The organism is Kitasatospora sp. NPDC127116, from assembly GCF_042677365.1.
Lineage (GTDB): Bacteria > Actinomycetota > Actinomycetes > Streptomycetales > Streptomycetaceae > Kitasatospora > Kitasatospora lactacystinica.
Genome location: NZ_JBHXTL010000117.1, coordinates 12,883 through 31,685, shown reverse-complemented (window position 1 = coordinate 31,685; position 18,803 = coordinate 12,883). Strand labels below are relative to the sequence as shown.

General features: G+C 74.2%; 16 protein-coding genes. 9 read left to right on the top strand and 7 right to left on the bottom strand.

Annotated elements, in window-relative coordinates:
- Positions 1 to 548 precede the first annotated feature (548 nt).
- From ACFVHV_RS33900 to ACFVHV_RS33860, 9 genes are all read left to right on the top strand, one after another.
- Positions 549 to 2,522 carry a B12-binding domain-containing radical SAM protein gene (locus tag ACFVHV_RS33900; protein ID WP_380356408.1) on the top strand — a complete coding sequence of 658 codons (1,974 nt, stop codon included), beginning with the start codon at positions 549 to 551 and terminating at the stop codon, positions 2,520 to 2,522.
- 73 nt (positions 2,523 to 2,595) lie between these two features.
- Positions 2,596 to 2,796: a hypothetical protein gene (locus tag ACFVHV_RS33895; protein ID WP_380356405.1), complete on the top strand. Its 201-nt coding sequence runs from the start codon at positions 2,596 to 2,598 to the stop codon at positions 2,794 to 2,796.
- Positions 2,790 to 4,337, top strand: a complete 1,548-nt coding sequence (locus tag ACFVHV_RS33890) for a hypothetical protein (RefSeq protein ID WP_380356403.1) — start codon at positions 2,790 to 2,792, stop codon at positions 4,335 to 4,337. The genes ACFVHV_RS33895 and ACFVHV_RS33890 overlap by 7 nt, the downstream gene beginning before the upstream one ends.
- A 13-nt stretch (positions 4,338 to 4,350) precedes the next feature.
- Positions 4,351 to 6,438, top strand: a complete 2,088-nt coding sequence (locus tag ACFVHV_RS33885; RefSeq protein ID WP_380356400.1) for a prenyltransferase/squalene oxidase repeat-containing protein — start codon at positions 4,351 to 4,353, stop codon at positions 6,436 to 6,438.
- Entirely contained in the window at positions 6,438 to 6,710 is a 273-nt protein-coding gene (locus ACFVHV_RS33880) for an ester cyclase (protein WP_359897263.1), read from the top strand. Before ACFVHV_RS33885 ends, ACFVHV_RS33880 begins: the two co-directional genes overlap by 1 nt.
- Before the next feature lie 295 nt (positions 6,711 to 7,005).
- Positions 7,006 to 7,395, top strand: coding sequence for a hypothetical protein (locus ACFVHV_RS33875; RefSeq protein ID WP_359897265.1), 390 nt, complete (start codon positions 7,006 to 7,008; stop codon positions 7,393 to 7,395).
- Between the two features lie 94 nt (positions 7,396 to 7,489).
- A complete protein-coding gene (locus tag ACFVHV_RS33870) occupies positions 7,490 to 7,678 on the top strand; it encodes a hypothetical protein (protein ID WP_359897266.1) in 189 nt (62 codons plus the stop codon).
- Positions 7,679 to 8,557: a cupin-like domain-containing protein gene (locus tag ACFVHV_RS33865; protein WP_359897269.1), complete on the top strand. Its 879-nt coding sequence runs from the start codon at positions 7,679 to 7,681 to the stop codon at positions 8,555 to 8,557. It abuts the gene before it with no gap.
- A gap of 69 nt (positions 8,558 to 8,626) precedes the next feature.
- A complete protein-coding gene (locus ACFVHV_RS33860) occupies positions 8,627 to 12,058 on the top strand; it encodes a lantibiotic dehydratase (protein ID WP_380356395.1) in 3,432 nt (1,143 codons plus the stop codon).
- On the opposite strand, the gene ACFVHV_RS33855 is transcribed toward ACFVHV_RS33860, so the two are convergent.
- The 7 genes from ACFVHV_RS33855 to ACFVHV_RS33825 all read right to left on the bottom strand — a co-directional run bounded on the left by ACFVHV_RS33855 (position 11,953) and on the right by ACFVHV_RS33825 (position 18,626).
- Positions 11,953 to 12,594 (bottom strand): class I SAM-dependent methyltransferase, encoded by a 642-nt coding sequence (locus ACFVHV_RS33855; RefSeq protein ID WP_380356392.1) that lies wholly within the window; start codon positions 12,592 to 12,594, stop codon positions 11,953 to 11,955. The two genes, ACFVHV_RS33860 and ACFVHV_RS33855, sit on opposite strands and share 106 nt — an antisense overlap.
- A 177-nt stretch (positions 12,595 to 12,771) precedes the next feature.
- Complete coding sequence (locus ACFVHV_RS33850; RefSeq protein ID WP_380356389.1) at positions 12,772 to 13,650, bottom strand: NAD(P)-dependent oxidoreductase; 879 nt, start codon at positions 13,648 to 13,650, stop codon at positions 12,772 to 12,774.
- 52 nt (positions 13,651 to 13,702) lie between these two features.
- Positions 13,703 to 15,259 (bottom strand): acetolactate synthase large subunit, encoded by a 1,557-nt coding sequence (locus ACFVHV_RS33845; RefSeq protein ID WP_380356387.1) that lies wholly within the window; start codon positions 15,257 to 15,259, stop codon positions 13,703 to 13,705.
- A 21-nt stretch (positions 15,260 to 15,280) separates the two neighbouring features.
- The gene (locus tag ACFVHV_RS33840) at positions 15,281 to 15,985 is read right to left on the bottom strand and encodes a TauD/TfdA family dioxygenase (RefSeq protein ID WP_359897278.1); all 705 of its coding nucleotides are present in this window, start codon (positions 15,983 to 15,985) and stop codon (positions 15,281 to 15,283) included.
- Between the two features lie 144 nt (positions 15,986 to 16,129).
- Complete coding sequence (locus ACFVHV_RS33835; protein ID WP_380356384.1) at positions 16,130 to 17,173, bottom strand: zinc-binding dehydrogenase; 1,044 nt, start codon at positions 17,171 to 17,173, stop codon at positions 16,130 to 16,132.
- A 62-nt stretch (positions 17,174 to 17,235) separates the two neighbouring features.
- The gene (locus ACFVHV_RS33830; RefSeq protein ID WP_359897281.1) at positions 17,236 to 18,195 is read right to left on the bottom strand and encodes a hypothetical protein; all 960 of its coding nucleotides are present in this window, start codon (positions 18,193 to 18,195) and stop codon (positions 17,236 to 17,238) included.
- The gene (locus ACFVHV_RS33825) at positions 18,192 to 18,626 is read right to left on the bottom strand and encodes a VOC family protein (RefSeq protein WP_380356381.1); all 435 of its coding nucleotides are present in this window, start codon (positions 18,624 to 18,626) and stop codon (positions 18,192 to 18,194) included. Before ACFVHV_RS33825 ends, ACFVHV_RS33830 begins: the two co-directional genes overlap by 4 nt.
- Positions 18,627 to 18,803 lie beyond the last annotated feature (177 nt).

Below are 18,803 nucleotides of genomic sequence, written 5' to 3'. Positions count from 1 at the left end.
GGGCGTGGCTACATCTGCACCTCGCGGTGTGGTTGGTGGGCCTCCTACTCGCCTACCCCCCCTCCGCCCGCGCGTCGGCAGGAGGGCGGGAAGCCCGGAGCCGGGCCTGGGGAACCGGCCCGGACGAAGGGGACGTACGCAGTGCGGTGACGCGGCGGTGCTCCGGCGCGAGGGCCGACCGATCCGTCCGGCGCCACCGCCCGCGGTTCCCGGGCAACGGGAACGACGGGCTTCGAGCGCCGGCATCGCACCAGGATGCCCCACCGTTGTCTATGCGAGTAGACCCCGGTCTGTGAATTTCGCGTGACGGGGAGCGGCCTTCAGCGCGTCGAAGCGCTTCACGGGGTGCACCGCACGATCGCGGAACCGGGCCGGCCCCTCTTGGCCCGCTTTGGCCCGTTTCGGCCACGAAGGTACGCCCGGGCGGGGTGCTCGGCCTGGGGTGGCGGCGTGGCCGCTGGCGCGTCGTGCGCGCGCGGAGTAGACGACTCTTCGACGCGACGGCAGCGACGGTCCCCGGGGCCGGGACAGGGTGTGGTGGGCCGAGGATGCGACTGGCTCTCGTGACGTGCTTCAACGCGGACTGGCACTTCGGCAAGGTCCCCTCGCCGTACGTGCCGCTGAACCTCCTCGGGCTGGCCGCGGTGGCCCGGCGCAGCGGGCACGAACCGGTGGTGGTGGATCCGACGCTCGCGCTGCTGGAGGGCCGGGTGGGGGACGGGCCCGAGTTCCACCGGGAGGTGGCGGAGCTCATCTGCGAGTCCCGGCCCGACGTCGTCGGCCTCACCACGATGTGCAACTCCTACCCTCAGACGCTGGCGCTGGCCCGGCAGTGCCGCGAGCTGGATCCCGACGTACGGATCCTGCTCGGCGGCCCGCAGGCCTCCGTGGTCGACGTCGCGACCCTGCGCGAGTTCGGCTGGATCGACGCGATCGTGCGCAACGAGGCGGACCGGTCCCTCGTCCGGGTGCTCGACCGGTGGGCGGCGGGCGACGACCTGGCCGGCGTGGCCGGCACCACCTGGCGGGGGCCGGACGGCGGCCCGGTGCGCGAACCCGCCGCACCCCTGCTGCAGGACCTGGACGAACTGCCCTTCCCCGCCTACGACCTGTACCCCTTCGAGCGGACCCTGCAGGACCTCGCGCCGGTGGAGGCGGGCCGGGGCTGCCCGTACGGGTGCACGTTCTGCTCGACCAACGTGTTCTTCAACCGCGACTACCGGATCAAGTCGCCGGCCCGGCTGATCACCGAGATGCGGCACCTGCGGGACGCCCACGGATTCACCCGGTTCGACCTGGTGCACGACATGTTGACCGTCGACCGGCGGTGGGTCCTGGCGTTCTGCGCCGCCCTGCTCGACGGCGGGCAGGGCTTCGAGTGGGCGTGCAGCGCGCGGACCGACCGGGTGGACGACGAACTGCTGGCCACCATGGCCGCCGCCGGCTGCCGCGGGATGTTCTTCGGGATCGAGACCGGATCCCAGCGGATGCAGCCGCTGGTGCGCAAGCGGCTGCGCACCGACGCGGTGCTGCCGGTCATCCGCTCCGGCACCGACCGGGGGATCTCCTGCACCGCCTCCCTGATCGTCGGCTTCCCGGAGGAGACCACCGAGGACGCGGTCGCCTCGCTCGACCTCGCGCTCGACGTCCTGCAGCTCTCGCCGGACACCCAGGCGCAGATGCACCTGCTGGCGCCGCTGGTGGGCAGTCCGCTGTACGAGGAGCACCGCGAGGAGCTGCGCTTCGACGGGCACAGCTCCGACATCTCGCTCTTCCTGCTGGACGAGGAGGAGATCGCGACGGTCACCCGCCACCCCGACATCTTCCCGAGCTTCTACCACATCCCGACGCCGCACCTCGACCGCGACCTGGCCAAGGCGATCTCCGCCGCCACCTACACCTGCCCGACGCTGTTCCTCGCGCTGCGCACCGCCGGCGCCGACCTGCGGCAGGTGCTGACCGGCTGGACGCGCTGGCAGCACCGGCACGTGGGCCCGGAGCAGCTCCGGCCGGACTACTACCTCTACGGGTTCGTCCCGGACCTGTGCCGGTACCTGGCGGCCGAGGTCCTGGACGGGCTCGGACCGTGCGCCCCGGTCCTGCGCGACCTCATGGCGTACGTCGAACTGCGGTACGCCCTGCAGCGCCGGCTGACCGAGGAGGGGACGGTCTTCCGGGCCTTCGACTGCGACGTCCGGGAGCTGAGCGCCGCGCTGCGCACCGGTGGCGGCCTCGACGTGGAGCGCGTAGCGTCCGACCTGCTGTTCGTGAACCTGACGGTGTCCCGGGGCCGCGGCTACGCCTTCCTGGAGGTGTCGGTCCCGCGCACCGCCGACCCGCTGGTCCGGCCCGGGGACCGGCTGGAGATCCGCGACCCGGTCCGTCAGCTGCTGTCCCGTCCGGAGCTGGTCATCCGCAACACCTCGCAGCGGCGCGCCTTCGCCGCGAAACACCATCTGACCGAGCGCCACGTGACGGCGCTGGGGCTGCGGCGGGAACCCGCCGGCACCGCCACCGGGTGACCGGGCCGCCGGGCCCACCGACCGACGTCGCGCACAGGACAGACACCGGTACACCGAGACGAAGGAGAACATGATGGCTGGAGACGTGGCAGCGGAGCGCGGCAAGCCCGTCGGCGACCTGCCGTTCGAGGAGCTGGCGTTCGAGGAGGTCCCGTTCGAGGACCTGCCGGTCGGCGAGCTGGGGCTCGTCGAGCTGGAGTCGCGGGTCGAGGCGGAGGCCCAGGCGAGCGGCGTCACCACGGTCGTCACGACGGTCGTATCGGGCCGGTGGTAGCCGAACGGCCGAACGGCGGGGTCCGGGTCGAACGGCACGTCGGCTGGCGGGGCGACAACGCCCTGGTGGAGGAGGCCCGGCGGCCGCTGCGGCGCCGGGTCGCCCGCCTGCTGCAGGTGGACGGCCTGCCGGCGACCGCCGGCCTGCCGTCCGAACGGCGGATCGCCGCCGGGGTCGACCCCCGGGTCTTCTACACCTACCCGCTGCTGTTCTACACCGCCTTCCCCCGCGTCTCGCTGGCGCAGCTGCGGGCGCTGTCCGTCAGCGGCTCGTACCTCTTCGACTACGTGCTGGCCCTGGACGAGGTACTGGACCGCCCCTGTGCCCGCACCGGGGGAGGCCTGCTGCTGGGCGGCCTCCTCCAGCGCGAGGCACTGCACGGGCTGTACGCGCTGCTGCCGCCCGCAAGCCCGTTCTGGGGCCACTTCGACCGCTACTTCGGGCACTTCTGCCAGGCGGTGCTGCGCGAGGAGGCCCGGCACCGCGGCCTGCTCCAGCCGTACCCCAGGGAGGAGCTGGAGCTCGTCTACGCGGGCAAGTCCGCGATCGCCAAGGCCTGCCTCGCGGCCCTCGCCGTACTCGGCGGGGACGAGCGGCCGCTGGCCGGACTGGAGGCCTCGCACGACGCCCACTACGTGGCCTTCCAGCTCGCCGACGACCTGGCGGACTGGCGGATCGACTACCGGCGCGGGCACTACTCCTACCCCCTCACGGTGGCGTTCCTGCGGGCCGGCTGGCAGCGGCGGGTGGAGTCGGCCGAGCGGCCCCCGGTGTCCGAGGTGGCCGAGCTGCTCGCCCGGGAGGGCGTGGTCGAGGAGGTCCGCGCGCTGGCGCTCGGCCACCTGGACCGCGCCGAGGGCGCGGCCGACCGGATCGCCGAGGGGAGCTGGCACGCCGCCATCCGGACCACCCGGCAGCGGATCGCGGGTCCGACGCTCGGCCTCGACCTGCCGACCGAGCCGCCCGCCACTGCTCCGTACGGTGCCCCGGCCGGGCCGGCCGCGGGAGTAGGGGCGCTCGGGGTGGTCGGGGCGGCTGCCTGGCGGGGCGACCGGCGGACACCCGCGACACCGGTGGCGGCGTCCTGGCGGCCCTGGCTCGACGCCCACCGGGAGCCGCGCACGCCCGGGCCGGCGGTGCTGGCGGAGCAGTTCCGGATCCTGGAGACCGCCGGCCCGGCGCGCACCACGGGTGAGGCCCTGTGCCAGGTCGGCCTGGCGATCGCGGCCTCGCGCCGGGCCCTCCCGCAGTACGGCCTGGCCGAGCACCTCGGCGTTTCCGCGGCCGAACTGGACTGGCTCGACCAGCACGGCCCGTGGCTGGACGGCCTGCTCGCGCTCGGCCTCGACGAGCCGCCCGAGCCGTGGCGGCCGGGCCGCGCGGAACCGTCGGGCCGGGTGCCGTCGGGCGGGGTGCCGGGCTGGGTGCCGCCGGCGGTCGGCCGGTACCTCGGCCACCGGCTGGTGAAGGGAGCCGGGCCGGGCGGCGCCCAGGCCCCCGACGTGCTGCTCCGCGCCTACCGCGCCGAGTCCGTGGCCTAGGACGGAGGCGACCGTGACGCTGCTGCTGATGGAGACCCGTGACACCGACCGGGTGTTCGCCGAGCAGTGGGCGGGCCTGCCCGGCCGCGAGGACCGCCCGTGGGACCCGGCGCAGCCGCTCCCCGGGGCACTCTTCGACCACTTGCCGTTCCTGCTGTACGAGTACTTCGCGACCGTCCCGATGGGTGCGGCCCGACGGGTGGCGCTGGCCGCGCGGGCGGGCGGCGCGGCCCGCTTCCTGCGGTTCCGGCAGAGCCGGGGCCAGTGCGCACCGGCCCGGGCCGACCGGGAGTGCGCGTCCCTGCGGCGTTACGCCACCCGACAGTTGGCGGACGACCTGCCGGGCCGGGACCCGTTCCGGCAGTCGCTCTCCGCCGGTTACCGCCGCCCCTGGGACCCGGCCGGCGCCGGGGCGGAGCTCGCGCACACCACCACTGAGGCGTTCGCCGCGCTGGCCGGGACGCCGGGGCCGGTCGGACCGGTGACCGAGTCGCAGAGCCGCCTGTACGCCGGGCTCGCCCGCTACCGCGAATGCGTCGACTGGAAGGAGGACTTCCTGCACGGCCACCCCTCGCAGCTCGTCCCCCGGCTGCTCGCCGAGCTGGGCCTGACGCCCTCGGCGACCCGCGCCGCCCGAACCGAGCTGGTCGCCGACGCGGCCCGCCGCTTCCACTACGGCGGCCTCGCCGAACACACCCTCGACGAGGCCGCCGAGCAGCTGTGCCGTGCGCTGGCGGCGGTGACCGACCTGCCGCCCGCGGGCTGGGTGGAGCGGCTCATCGGCTTCTCCGAGTCCGTCCGCGGGCTGCGCGCGGACCTCGACCGGATGCGCCGGGACGGGCTGGCCCGGGCGCGCGCCGCCGCGGGCCGGGGCGGCCGTCCGGCGGCACGGCGGGACACCGCCCCCGGCGCCACCGTGGCCGCGCCCACCGCCGATACGATTGCCGACTCCCTTGCGGCAGCGGCCCGTTACCTGCGGCGGGAACAGGATCCGGCCGGCCGCTGGGGCGACTTCCTGCTGCTCGGCCAGCAGAGCACCTCCTGGGTCACCGGCTACGTCGGCTGGAACCTGGCGACCGTCGGCACGGCGGCGGACGCCCCGGCCCCGGCCACGGCCGACTCCGGGGCCCCGGCGAACGCCCCGGCCGCGGCGTACCCGATTCCGGTGAACTCCCTTGCCGAGGCGGCCGATTGGCTGGTCGCCAACCGCGCTCCGGGAGCCGGGTGGGGATACAACGGCCAGTGGCCGGTGGACGTCGACTCCACGGCGAACGCCCTGCTGTTCCTGACCCGGATCGGCGCGCCCGAACCGCAGCGGTGGCGACCGGCGTTGGACTGGCTGCTGTCGACGCAGCGACCCGACGGCGGGTTCACCACCATCGTGGACCCGGAGCCCTGGCTCGTCCGGTTCCACTCCGACGCCGGCGACCTGCGCGGTTGGACCTCCTCGCACCCGTGCGTGACCGCCGTGGCCGCCCTGCTGCTGGCCGGCCTGGACGGTGAGCGGGAGCGGCGCGCGGCGCTGCGGGCCGCGCGCCGGCTCCTGGACCAGCAGCGCCCGGAGGGCAACTGGGAGGCCTACTGGTGGGCGGGCGGACTTTACACCACGTGCCGTGCGGTGCAGGCGATCGGAGAGCTGAGCCGCCGTACCGACCTGCCCGGGGCGGCAGCGGCCCGGGCGGGAGCCGCCGGGTGGCTGCTGCGCGCCCAACGCCCGGACGGGGGTTGGGCGCACGCGCCGAACCGCGCGTGCGCCGCCTTCGCCACCGCGCTGGCCGTCCAGGCGCTGGGCGAACTGCTCACGGCGCCGCCCGGAGACGACTGCCCGGCCCTCCGGGCGGCCCTCGCCCGCGGCACCCGGTGGCTGGTGGAAAACCAGCGACCGGACGGCAGTTGGCCCGTCGTGCCGATCCTCCGGGTGCCCCGGCCGCAGCTGACGGAGCCCTGGGAACAGACGTCGTGGACGGAATCGATCGCGGGCCTCGACGTCGTCGCCGAGGACTGGCGGCGACTGTTCACCACGGCGACGGCGCTCCGCGCCCTGCACGTCGCATCGCCGACCGGCGGTGCGGTGCCCGCAATCCCGACAGGAGACCTGTGATGGCAACAGAAGAACGGCAGAGCGTGCCCCGGCGGTACCGCGCCACGGGCGCGGACGAGACCCGCCAGCTGATCGCCAGGATCCGCACCGCGTTCCCGGACGCCACGTTCACGCTGCAGCAGCGCGTCGTGGACGACAAGGGCGCGGTCGCGTTCGTGTGGTCGGTGCGCGGCACCCAGAGCGGCGAGGTGGACGGCTACCCCGCGACCAACGCGCCGGCCACGCTGACGATCGTCACCAGCGCGCTCATCGAGCCGGCCGGTTCACGTTAGGCGACGGGCTCTGGCCGACGGGCTACGGCCTCGGTGGCTCCGGCGGTGGCTCCGTCGGGGCCACCGCCGTTCCGTCGCGTTCCCCCAGCGGTTGAGGGACCGGGTCCGCCGCAGCATCATGAAGGGGTGGCCCGCCCGGAAGGCGGTCCGGTCACGGGACACCCGTCCGTCCCGTACGCGATTGCGCCCCTCTCCCGCCCCTCGAAACCGTGCGCCGAGCGGAACGCCGCGCGGGCCGTCCTGCGGGACGGGGACGCCCGGTGAACCGCGCTCGAACGTCCGGAACGAGAATTCGATGACCGAGAACGAAACCGCCATGGCCGCCGGTGACTTCGCCTTTTCCGAGGGGCCGGTGTGGTCGGTGCAGTTCGCCCAGACCAAGCCCGGCCTGACCAACGCCTACCTCGCGAACCTGGGGGCGCGGTGGAAGCCCCTGATGGAGGAGGCCAAGCGGCAGAAGCTGATCCGCGACTACCGCATCCTGGTCTCCCCGCCGACCGGCCGTGACGACTGGAACGTCATGATCGTGACCGAGGTCGAGAACATGGCCGCGCTGGACGGCTACAGCGAGCGGATGGCCGAGCTCTCGGTCCGGCTCGACGGGCCCGACCGGAAGTCGCACGGCTGCGCGCAGTTCCGCGAGCTGCTCGGAATGAGGCTGGCGCGGGAGGTCTTCCTGAAATGACGTCCCGCAATTGACCCGGGGCCCCGCCGATCCGAGGCCCCGCTGACGCGAGGCCTTCCCGGCGGAGAGTTCCTCGCTTCGAAGGAGGAGAACCATGGAGCGCACGACGGAGCCGAAGGACGGCAAGAAGACCCTCGACCTGAAACGGTCCACCGTGGGCAACCTCGACGATCCGCTGCTCACCACCCAGGGCTGGAGCCTGTGGACCTGCGACGAGACGGCGTCGGCACCCGGGGCGCCCGAATCCCGGCGGGGGCGCACCACGCGGCGCGGGCCCGAGTAGATGCCGCCGAGCCTCCCGGGAGGGCGGGGCACGGCCCTCCGAGCCGTCCCGCGCGTCAGCCGCGACGACTTCCGCGCACCGCTGCGCAAGGGCGAGCCCCGGGTCGTCCTGGACAACGTCCGGGACTGGCCGGCCCTGCACCGCTGGGACGTGGACTACCTGCGGTCCGTCGCCGGGGAGCGGGAGGTGACGGTCCGGGAGACGAACGGGCCACCGCGGAACGTCTTCCAGAACCTCGCGGCCGGCGGGCGGACCTCCTTCGGCCGGTACCTCGACTGGGTGCTGGACACCGCCGGCGGGCTGGAACGGATCGCCCTGTCCTGCAGCGGCGCCGGTGAGATCACCCGGGCGGTGTGCGCCGACGGGTTCCGCTGCTCGTACTACCTCGACGCGAAGCTCCGGCAGCTGTCCGAGGACCTGCTCGACGACGCGCCGCCACCCGGCTGGTACCGACGCGGTCCGATCGACACCAACCTCTGGTGCGGCGTGCTCGGGACCTCCTCCGGGCTGCACTGCGACGTGACGCCGAACTGCAACGTCCAGGTCGTCGGACGCAAGCATTTCGTCCTCTATCCGCCCTCGCAGGCCCGGCGCGTCTACCGCGTCCCGCAGATCACGCACTGCCGCTTCGACCCCAACCTCCCCGACTACGAACGGTTCCCGCGGGCCCGCCGCGCCACCGGGTGGCAGTGCACCCTGGACGCCGGTGAATCGCTCTACATCCCGGTGGGCTGGTACCACCAGGTGACGGTGGTCTCGGCCTGGGCGCTGAACGTCAACTTCTTCTGGCCGCGCCCGCTCGCCCAGGGGCTGTCGGCCCCGCCGCTGTGGCCGTTCCTGCTCCGGCGCGGGTGGGCCCGGCTGCGCGACCGGAGCTGACCGGCGGTGGGATCCCACGCGGCCGGCCCCGGCCGGTCCGTGCAGGAGGAGCCCGTCCGGGGTGGGCCCGTGCAGGGCGAACCGGCCTGGGAGGCCGCGGAGTTCTTCGTACTCCGCACCCCGCTGCTGCCCCTGGAGGCCCTGCTGGGCCTGGGCGAGGGACTGGCCGCCGCGCGGTGCGGCGGGCACCCGGACCTGGTCGGCGCCGCCGTCCGGCGCGACCGGCTGCGGGTGCGCGCACGGCTGCGGGCGCTGTACGGCCGTGCCGACGTCCGGGAGGCGCTGTCCGTCGCCTCCTCCTCGCTCACGACGGGCCTGGACACCTGGGAGCACTCACCCGACAGCCGGCGCGGCCGGAACGCCGAGCACAGCCTGCTGCGCTACCTCGCCCGGATGTCCGCCAGGCCGACCCCGTTCGGACTCTTCGCCGGCTGCTCGGTCGGCTCGGTCGACCCCGCGGCGGACGGCCCGACCGCCCTCGAACTCGGACCGTCCTCCTCCTACCGGCGCCGCACCGGCCTGGACTTCGGCTACCTCGGCGCGCTGACCGCCGACCTGCGGCGGCGGCCGGAGGTGCGACTGCACCTGGTCCACCGGCCCAACTCCAGCCTGTACCGGAGTGCCGGGCGGCTCCGGTACGTCGAGGTGCTCCGGACGGACGCGGGCCCGACCCACCGGCTGGTCGAGGTCGAGCCCGCGCCGTGGCTCCTCGCCGCCGTCGTCCGGGCGGGATCCGGCGCCCGCCCGGACGAACTCGTCGCCGCCGTACTCGCCGCCGAACCGGACGTGGAGCCCGGGGAAGTCCGGCGGGCCGTCGAGGAGTTGATCGAGCACCAGATCCTCGTCCCCGAGCTCGCACCGCCCGTGAGCGGGCCCGAGCCACTGGCGGACCTGCTCGCCCAGGTCCGGCCGTTCGCCGAACGGGCCGGGCTCGGCCCCGTCACGGCCGCGTTGGACGCAGCCCGGCGGCAGCTCGCCCTGGCGGACCGGCGGCCGCCGGGCGAGGCGTCCGGCCACTACGCCCGCGCGGCGGCGCTGCTCACCTGCCCACCGGTGGCGGCGGACCCGTCCGGGCCGTCCGGGCCGTCCGGGCTGTTCCGGATCGACCTGGTGAAGCCGGCCGCGCGGGCCGTGCTGGGGCGTGCGGTGGCCGCCGAGGTGCTCCGGGGCGCCCGGCTCGTCCACCGCTTGGGCGGCACCCGCCCGGACCCGCAACTCGCACGGTTCACCGCGGCCTACCGGACCCGCTACGGCGCCCGCGAGGTACCGCTGTGCGAGGCGCTGGACCCGGAGTCCGGCCTCGGGTTCCCCGTCCGGGCCGCCCCGATGGCCGCCGCCGAACCGCTGCTCGCCGGCCTCGACCTTGCCGGCCTCGGCCCGGACGGCCTCGACCTTGCAGGCCTCGACGGCCAGGACGCTTCCGGTCGGCCGGCGGACGGCGAGCAGCGCTGGGACGGGCGCCACCGGCTGCTGCTGAGCTGGCTGGGCGAGGCGGTGCGCACCGGCGCGCGGGAACTCGCCCTCGGCCCGGAACGGCTCGACGCGCTCACAGCCGCCGACGAGCGCTCCAGCGACCGGCCGCCGCTGCCCGACTCCTTCGGTGTCGTGGCGAGCATCCTCGCCGAGAGCCCGCAGGCGGTGGCGCGGGGGCGCTACCGGGTGCACATATCCGCCCTGGGCGGACCCTCCGGAGCGTACCTGTTGGGCCGCTTCTGCCACGACGGCGACGACCTCACCCGGTGCGTCCGGGCCCATCTGCGCGCCGAGGAGGCGCTCAGGCCGGACGCGGTGTTCGCGGAGATCGCCCACCTGCCCGGTGAGCGGATCGGCAACGTCCTGCGGCGGCCGCTGCTGCGCGGCCACGAGATCCCCTGCCTCGGCCGCTCCGGGGCGCCGCCCGACCAGCAGATCCCGCTGACCGACCTGACCCTCACCCCCGACGGCGACCGCCTGGCGCTGCGCTCCACCCGGCTGGGGGCCGAGGTCGTCCCGCGCCTGACGTCCGCGCACCACTTCGCCGCCCCCGCGAACCTCGGCCTGTACCGCTTCCTGTGTGCGCTGCAGGCCCCGCAGCAGGCGCACGGGCTGGACGCCGCCCTCGGGCCGCTCGCCGCCGCGCCGTACCTGCCACGGATCGTCTCCGGGCGCCTGGTGCTCGCGCGGGCGCGCTGGAACCTGACCGAGCGCCAGCTGGCGCGCTTCGCGATGCCGTCCCCGGGCGAACGGTTCGTCGCCGTACAGGAGTTGCGCCGGGAGCTGGGCCTGCCGCGGTGGGTCGCCGTGGCGGAGGGCGACCGGCTGCTGCCCGTCGACCTGGAGAACACCGTCTTCCTCGACATGGCGGCCCGGCTGCTGGCCGGCCGCTCCACGGCCGCCGTGGCGGAGCTGTTCCTCGGCGGCGAGGACGTGCTCGCCCGCGGCCCCGAGGGGCGGTTCACCCACGAGGTGGTGGTCCCCTTCGTCCGTACCGGCGCGCACCCGCCCGGGTATCCGCGGGTGCACCCGCCCGCGCGCCGGGCCGACCCCGGGCCACCGCGTGCCCCCGACGCGCGACCGTGCGTGCGGAGCTTCCCGCCCGGTTCCGAGTGGCTCTACGCCAAGCTCTACACCGGCTCGGCCGGCGCCGACGAAGCCCTGCGCCGGGTCGTCCGGCCGCTCGTCCGCCGCGCCCTCGCCGAGGGCGCGGCGGACAGCTGGTTCTACGTCCGCTACGCCGACCCGGACTGGCACCTCAGGGTGCGACTGCACGGGGATCGGCGGCGCCTGGCCGCCGACGTCCTGCCGGCCCTGTACGACGCGGCGCAGCCGCTGCTCGCGGACGGTGTCGTCCGGCGCGTCCAACTCGACACCTACGAGCGGGAGATCGAGCGCTACGGCGGGCCGCTCGGCATCCGGCTCTCGGAACTCCTGTTCCGGCAGGACAGCGAGGCCGCGCTGCGCACCGTCGAGTCGCTCTGCGCGGAGGCCGGTACGGAGGGCGGCATCGAGCGCGCTGCGGAAGGCGGTGCGGACTCCCGCTGGCGGGCCGCGCTGGTCGGCATCGACCGGCTGCTGACCGACCTCGGCCTGTCGCGGGCCGAGAAGCGCGCCCTGGTGAGCGCCGCCCGCGACCGCTTCCGTGCCGAGTTCCGGGTGGACCAGGCCGTGCGACGCGGGATCGGCGACCGCTTCCGCCGCGAACGCGCTACCCTGGAAAGCCTGTTGGCGGACCCGGGTCCATGCCCGGGCATGGCGGACGACACGTCCGCCGCCGTCCGGTCCCTCGCGGCGGAGCTGCGCGAGGGGGTGCGGACCGGGCAGATCGGCATCCCGATCGCCGCCCTGGCGGGCAACTACGTCCACCTGCACGCCAACCGGGTGCTGCGCTCCGCCGCCCGGGCACAGGAACTGCTGCTCTACGACTTCCTGTCCCGCCTGTACGCGGCACCGGGAGCCGGAGCCGCCGCCCCGTCGGCCCGGCCGTCGCGGCGCAGCACCATCCCCTCGGAGCCGATCCGGTAGACCGGGGCGAACCCCGCCTCCGTCAGCACCCGGGCGAGCCTCGGATGCTGGTACAGGACGTGGACCTCCCTGGGGGCCCGTTCGAGAGAGGCGGTCAGCCGTCCGACGGCGGCCCGCAGCGTCTCCTCGGGGAACGGGTCGAAGAGGAAGACGGTGTCGACCCGGTCCGGCACCTCGAACCCGGCCGCGTCCGCGCAGTGCACCTCGGTCCGACAGCTTCCGGCCCCGGCCCGGCGTCCACGCAGGTTCGCCCGGGCCACGGCGCAGAGCTCCGGGGACAGCTCCACCCCGACCGCCTCCCGGAAGCCGTGCCGCGCGGCGAGCAACAGCGCCCGGCCCTTGCCCGCGCCGAGGTCGAGCAGCACCCGCCGACCGTCCGCGGGCAGCACCCGCACCAGCTTGGCGAACATCCAGGGGCTCGCCCCCTCGTGCCGGACCGCCACGTCGATTCCGGTCTCGGTGCCGTGGCGCAGGTCGAAGAGCAGCTCACCAGCACCCAGCCGGACGGCCCGGGCCACCCCGAGCCGACGGCACACGGCGGGGAACGCCCGTGCGACGATCCCCAGACGGTCGGCGAGTGCGCGGAGAATGACCGATCAACCCCTCGGACGAGGACGGGTGCACGGGCTCGCCTCCAGGCTATCGGGGCCGGGGCCGTCCCGCGCGTGAGGAGCGACCATGGCCGGGGCTGGGGCCGGGGGCCGGGGCCGTCGTCACGAGCGGAGCGCCGCGACGAGGTTGTCGAGCAGCTGGGCCTCCGCGCGCTGGACCGATGCGGTGGTCCGCGCGGCGTACAGGTCGTGTACGTCGATGCCGGGGAGCCGCCTGGTGGATTCGCCGACGGCGTGGGCCGCGCACGAGTCGAGGACCACGGGTCCGGAGCGGCCTGCCTGCCAGGTGCGCAGATCGGTCTCGGCCATCGGCAGCCCCAGGGTCGTCAGGATCACGAGGCATGCGTCCGGTACCCGGCGCAGGTCCTGCAGGGTGACGACGTGGCGGTAGGCGGGCGAGTGGAAGGACAGGCAGTCCGCAGAGCCGAGCAGCTCGGCCAGCGGCGCCCACCGGGGCTCGTCGGCCTCCGTGGCGCGATGCCCGGGTGTGTGGAAGAGCACGTCCATGCCGAGAGCCGTGGCGGCCTTGCCGACGCCCCGGGCCACCGGACCGTAGCCCACGAGCCCCAGCCGGCGTCCCGCCAACTCCCCGGGCACGCCCCCGTTGTGGCGCGTGTGGACGAGCAGCTGCTCGATCACGAACTCCACCGTGCCGATGTCGCCGTAGCCGTATATGGGCGAGACGGTGATGCCCTCGCGCCGCGCGTGGTCCAGGTCGATGCGGTCGGTCGACGTGGCACGCAGGCCCACGTAGCGCAGGTCGGGAAGCCGGCGCAGGTGGTCGGCGTCGAGCGGGTCCTTCCATCCCGCCAGCAGGGCGTCCGTCCGTGCGAAGGACTTCCCGAGGTCCGACTCCGGTGACGGCCATTCGCCCGGTTGCAGCAGCGGCCGTTCGCTGAGCGGGCGGAGGGCGTCGAGGAGCCCGGGGGACGGCCAGACACCGGGCAGCAGGGAGACTTGCCGGAACATGGAGGTGGGCACCGTTCTTCCTTTTCGGACGGGGGTGTCGGCGGCCGGAGCGGCGTGGTCGGACTCAGGAGGCCCGTACGGGCGGAACCACGGCATCGATGAGATGGGGGCCCGGTTCCGCGACGGCGGCGCGCAGTTGACGGGCGAACTCCTCAGCCGTGCGGGCCCGGGTGGCGGGTACGCCCATGCCGTTCGCCAGCGCGACGAAGTCCAGTCCCGGGATGTCGATGAGCGACCGGCTCCGCCGAGCATCGGCGCCCTGGAACGCTCCGACCCGCCGCAACTCGGAGTCGAGGATCGCGTAGGAGGCGTTGTTGAAGATGACCGTGGTCACGTCGAGGCCCTCACGCGACTGCGTCCACAGCGACTGGAGGGTGTACATCGCGCTGCCGTCGGCCTCCAGATTGACGACCGGCCGGTCCGGGCAGGCGCAGGCCGCCCCCGTGGCGACCGGCATTCCCATGCCGATCGAGCCGCCGGTGATGTTGAGCCAGTCGTGCACGGGCGCACCGGCGGTGGCGGCCGGCAGCCACTGGTCGGAGGTCATGGCCTCGTCGACGACGATGGCCCGCTCCGGCAGGAGTGCGCCGATGACGGCCGCGGCCTTCTCCGCCGTCAGCTCCCCGCTGGGCAGCCCCGGCCGGTCCGTGTCCCTGACGGGCGGCGTGGTGCCGGGTGCCAGCAGGTCGGCCAGGTATTCGAGGGCGCCCGGAGCCGCACCGAGGTCGTGCACCTCGCAGTCCGGCGGGACGAGGGTGCTCGGCCTGCCCGGGTAGGCGAAGAACGAGACGGGCTCGCGTGTTCCGGCGAGGACGAGGTGCCGCACTCCCTTGAGCCGGTCCGCCGCCAGGTCCCTGGGGTAGGGAAGCCGGTCGAAGCGCGGGATGCCGGCTCCTCGCTCGTGCCGCGCCGGGGACTTCTCGGCCAGGACGTCGGCCCCGGTCGCCGCCGCGATGCGGCTCGCCGCCGCGAGGCCCGCGCGTCGTGTGTTGCCGCCCCCGACGAGCAGGAGGCACCCGTCCTTCCCGCGCAGGATCGCGGCGACCCGCTCCACCGCCGCCTCGTCGAAGGACGGGGGCGGCGGGGCGAGGACGGGCACGGCACGGCCCCCCTCGGACCAGCAGACGTCGGAGGGCAGGACGAGGGTGGCGACGCCGCCGGGGAGAGGGCCGACCGGTGTCCTGGCGGCTCGGATGGCGTCAGCGGTGTCCTGCCCGGCATCGGTGGGACGCTCGGTTCTGCGCACCCATGCCGACACCGTCCCGGCCATGCTCTCGATGTCGGAGTCCAGGGGCGCGTCGAACGGTTTGTGGTACGTCGCGTGGTCGCCGACCATGTTGATCAAGGGCGTACCGGCGCGGCGGGCGTTGTGCAGGTTCGCCAGCCCGTTGCCGAGACCGGGCCCCAGGTGCAGGAGCGTCGAGGCGGGTCGTCCCGCCATCCGGCCGTACCCGTCGGCGGCGCCCGTCGCCACCCCCTCGAACAGGCAGAGGATGCTGCGGATCTCCGGTGTCGCCACCATGCCCGCGACCAGGTGCATCTCGGAGGTGCCGGGATTCGTGAAACAGATGTCGATGCCGCCGTGCACAAGGGTGTCGAGTACTGCTCGTGCGCCGTTCATGGTGGTGCCCGCCCTTCGGGATCAGCCGGCGATCTGTACGCGCTTGAGGTGCCGCTGCGGGTCGTCGAAGGCGTTGCGGGAGTGCAGCATCCGCCAGTTGTCCCAGACGACGAGGTCCCGCTCCCGGTAGCGGACGGCGACGTGGTGCTCCTCGTAGAGGGCGCTTCCCCGGTCGATGAGCCGGCGGGCCAGCTCGTCGCCCTCGGGTATCTGCAGGTAGCTGGTCGAGTACCGGAGGATCAGTGCGCCGTCGCGCTCCTCCAGGACCGGGTGCTCCGCCGTGGGGACCACTCCTCGGCGGGCGAGGCCCTCGGTGGACCTCCACCGGTACACGGTGTCGAGGAAGTGCTGCCGCTCGCTCGCGTCGAACTCCGCGAGCACGCGGTTCCCGTCGAACAGGGTGGTCTCGCCACCTCGTCCCTCGGCCGGCCTCACGCACCACAGCGCGAGGTACCGCGGCGGAGTGCCGCGGAACTCGTACCCCTCGGTGTGGGGCTGCAGCGCGCCCTGGTTCTGGCCGTGGTTGACGTCGTCCATGCCGCGCTCGGGCTTCACGTCCCCGACGACCGTGCCGGTGGGCGTGGGCTGGAACCGCCCGAGCTCCTTGAGGAAGGCGACGTGGTCGAAGGACTCGGGAACGTTCACGAGGTGCACGTATCCGTTGTTGCCGAGCAGTTGGCGGAACGCGTACCCGAGCACGCCGTCGGCCAGCTCGTCACCGTTCATGTCAACGCAGGAGACAACACTGTCGGGCCACTTGCTCACGATCACTCCGATGGTTCGTCGCTACGGGTCAGTGCGGGTCGATGCGGGTCGGCGCGGGTCGGTGCGGGCCGGCGCGGGTCGGTGCGGGTCGATGGGGAAGGCGGTTCAGCAACTGATCAGCACCTTCAGGGACGTTCGCTCGTCCATGGCCTGGTAGCCCCCGGGGACTCCGTCGAGTCCGACCGTCAGGTCGAAGACCGGTGACGGGTCGATCACCCCTTCGAGGACGTCGGGCAACAGCCGGGGGATGTACGTCCGCACCGGCGCGACGCCGCCGCGCAGCGCGATGTTCCGCTCGAACACGTCGCTCAGGTCGAGGCCGGTGTCGCTGCCGTGAGGTACGCCGACGCAGCCGATCGACCCACCGTCCCTGGTGATCCGCACCGCCGTCCACAGGGACTGCGCGGTCCCCACGGCCTCGATCACCGCGGGCACGCCCCGGCCCCCGGTGAGTTCACGCACGGCCTCGACCGCCGCTTCCCCGCGTTCCGCGACGATGTCGGTCGCGCCGAAGCGCGTGGCGATGTCCGTGCGGGACGGGTGCCGTCCGAGTGCGATGATGCGTTCGGCGCCCAGACGCTTCGCGGCGAGAACACCGCAGAGTCCGACCGCGCCGTCGCCGACGACGGCCACCGTCGTGCCCGGTCGCACCCCCGCGCCGACCGCGCCGTGGTGACCCGTTCCCAGCACGTCGGACAGCGTCAGGAGCGCGGTGAGCAACCGCCGGTCCGACGCCGCCTCCCGGGGGAGCCGCACGAGCGTGCCGTCGGCGTACGGCACCCGGAGCGCCTCGCCCTGGCCGCCGTCCGATCCCTTCGTGCCCCAGAATCCGCCCCGCTCGCACGAGGTGGTGAGCCCCTCGGCACAGTAGTCGCAGACGCCGTCCGACCAGACGAACGGCACCACGACCAGGTCGCCGGCGGAGCAGCCCACGACCTCGGCGCCGACCTCCTCGACGATGCCGATGGACTCGTGGCCGGTGCGCTGCCCCGACCGGAAGTCGGCCAGGCCCCGGTACGCCCACAGGTCGGTCCCGCAGATGCAGGAGAGGAGGACCCGCACCACGGCGTCGGTGGGCCGCCGGATCACCGGGTCCGGGACCTCCTCGACCCGCACGTCGCGGGAAGCGTGGATGACAGTGGCGCGCATGCGCATGGTCCTCTCTGTTGGGCGACGGATCGGGCGGCTCGCCGGCATCACCCGGCGCGCGGCTACGGGAGCGGCTTGGCGGGGGCGGCGGCGGCCTCGCCGACCTCGCTCAGGATGTGGCCGATGCGGTTCTCGCACCGCGCCACCTCGGCGCTGCGCAGCTCCTCGGGCCGGTCGTCGCCCCCGTGCCCCAGCGGGTAGAGGCCCCGGTCGGCGATGTCCCACGCCACCGCACGCAGCCTGCGCAGGAGCTGGCCGGTGATGCCGTCGTCGTCCACCGGCCCGCGCAGGGTCAGGAAGAAGTTGTCGTACAGGATCGCCGTGCGCTCCGAGGGGCGGACGACGGTCTCCTTCATGGTCTGCTGCAGCAGGGACCGGCCTTCGGGCACGAGGCGGGCGGCGATGCCGTCGTGGATGGTCCGGTGGATCTCCACGGCACGGGCCAGCCGGTCGGCCTCCGGACCGTGTCCACGGGCCGCGCCCCGTCCCCGGAACAGGCCGCGCACCGGGGCGAAGTCCGACGCCCAGGTCCCGCTGAAGCCGCGGTGCTGGAGGTGCATGCGCGGTCGGATCAGGCTCTGGTAGAGGTCGAGCGGACAGGACCCGGTGTAGAGCAGCATGGCGCAGTAGCCGTAGGCGTACGTCTCCAGGCGGCCCAGTGACTCGCGGTCCGGCGTCTGCCGCTCCGCGCTCCGTTCGAGCAGCTTTCCCATCAAGTGCCAGATCAGAAAGGTGATCTGATGCCCAGTGATCCAGCGGAACCAGAACAGCTGGTCGTCGCTGGGGTCCACACGGGTGCCCGGGGCGGCCGAGGGCCCGCCGTCCGCGAGGAGGCGCAGCTGGAACAGGACGAGGTCGAGGTCGCAGGGCGGCAGGGCGCCCGGGACACCCCCGGGGGACGAGACGGCTGCCGGGCCGACCGGCGGCATCGTCAGGTGTTCCAGGCCGTAGGCGAAGTCCCCGAAGTCCCACTCGCCGTTGCGCGGGTCGGAGATCAGGACGCCGTCGCTCACGCCGGTCATCGGTGACCGTCCGGTATGTAGCTGAGTTCGTACTCCAGGCCGTTCACGTCGAAGAGGTAGAGGCTCTGCACCCCGTCGTCGTCGACGACGATCTCGGTCGGCAGCTCGGGACGGGCGAAGGTGTAGCGCTGCGACTCGTAGAGGTCGATCCACCGCCGGCGCCGGTCGACGAGCTCCTGCGGCGTGGCCACCTGGACGCACACGTGCTGGAAGAGGAATCCTTCCTCGTCGGGCGTCCGGCCGTTGTGGCCCGCTCGGTCGAAGAGGTGCAGCCGGACGTCCCCGAAGGCGATCTCGGTCAGCCTGCGGATGCCGGGCAGCCGGCTGAGGGTGAGCTCGGAGAAGCGGCTGAGTTCCCACTTCTGCTCGGCGTCGAAGAACTCCTGGTACCAGCCCAGGCAGTTGTCCAGATCCGCCGTCTGTACGCCCACATGGTGGATTCGGGGGCCGTTCGAACGGTCCACTGCGGCATCTTCCTTTCCGGTCGAAGGTGTTGACGCGAGGGGGGAGGGGCGGCGGGGGGCGGGGGCCCGCCCCGCCCCCCCCCGCGCGGGGGGAACAACCCAACGGGGAGCACCCCCACGCCCCCCGGGAAAAAACCCCCCCCC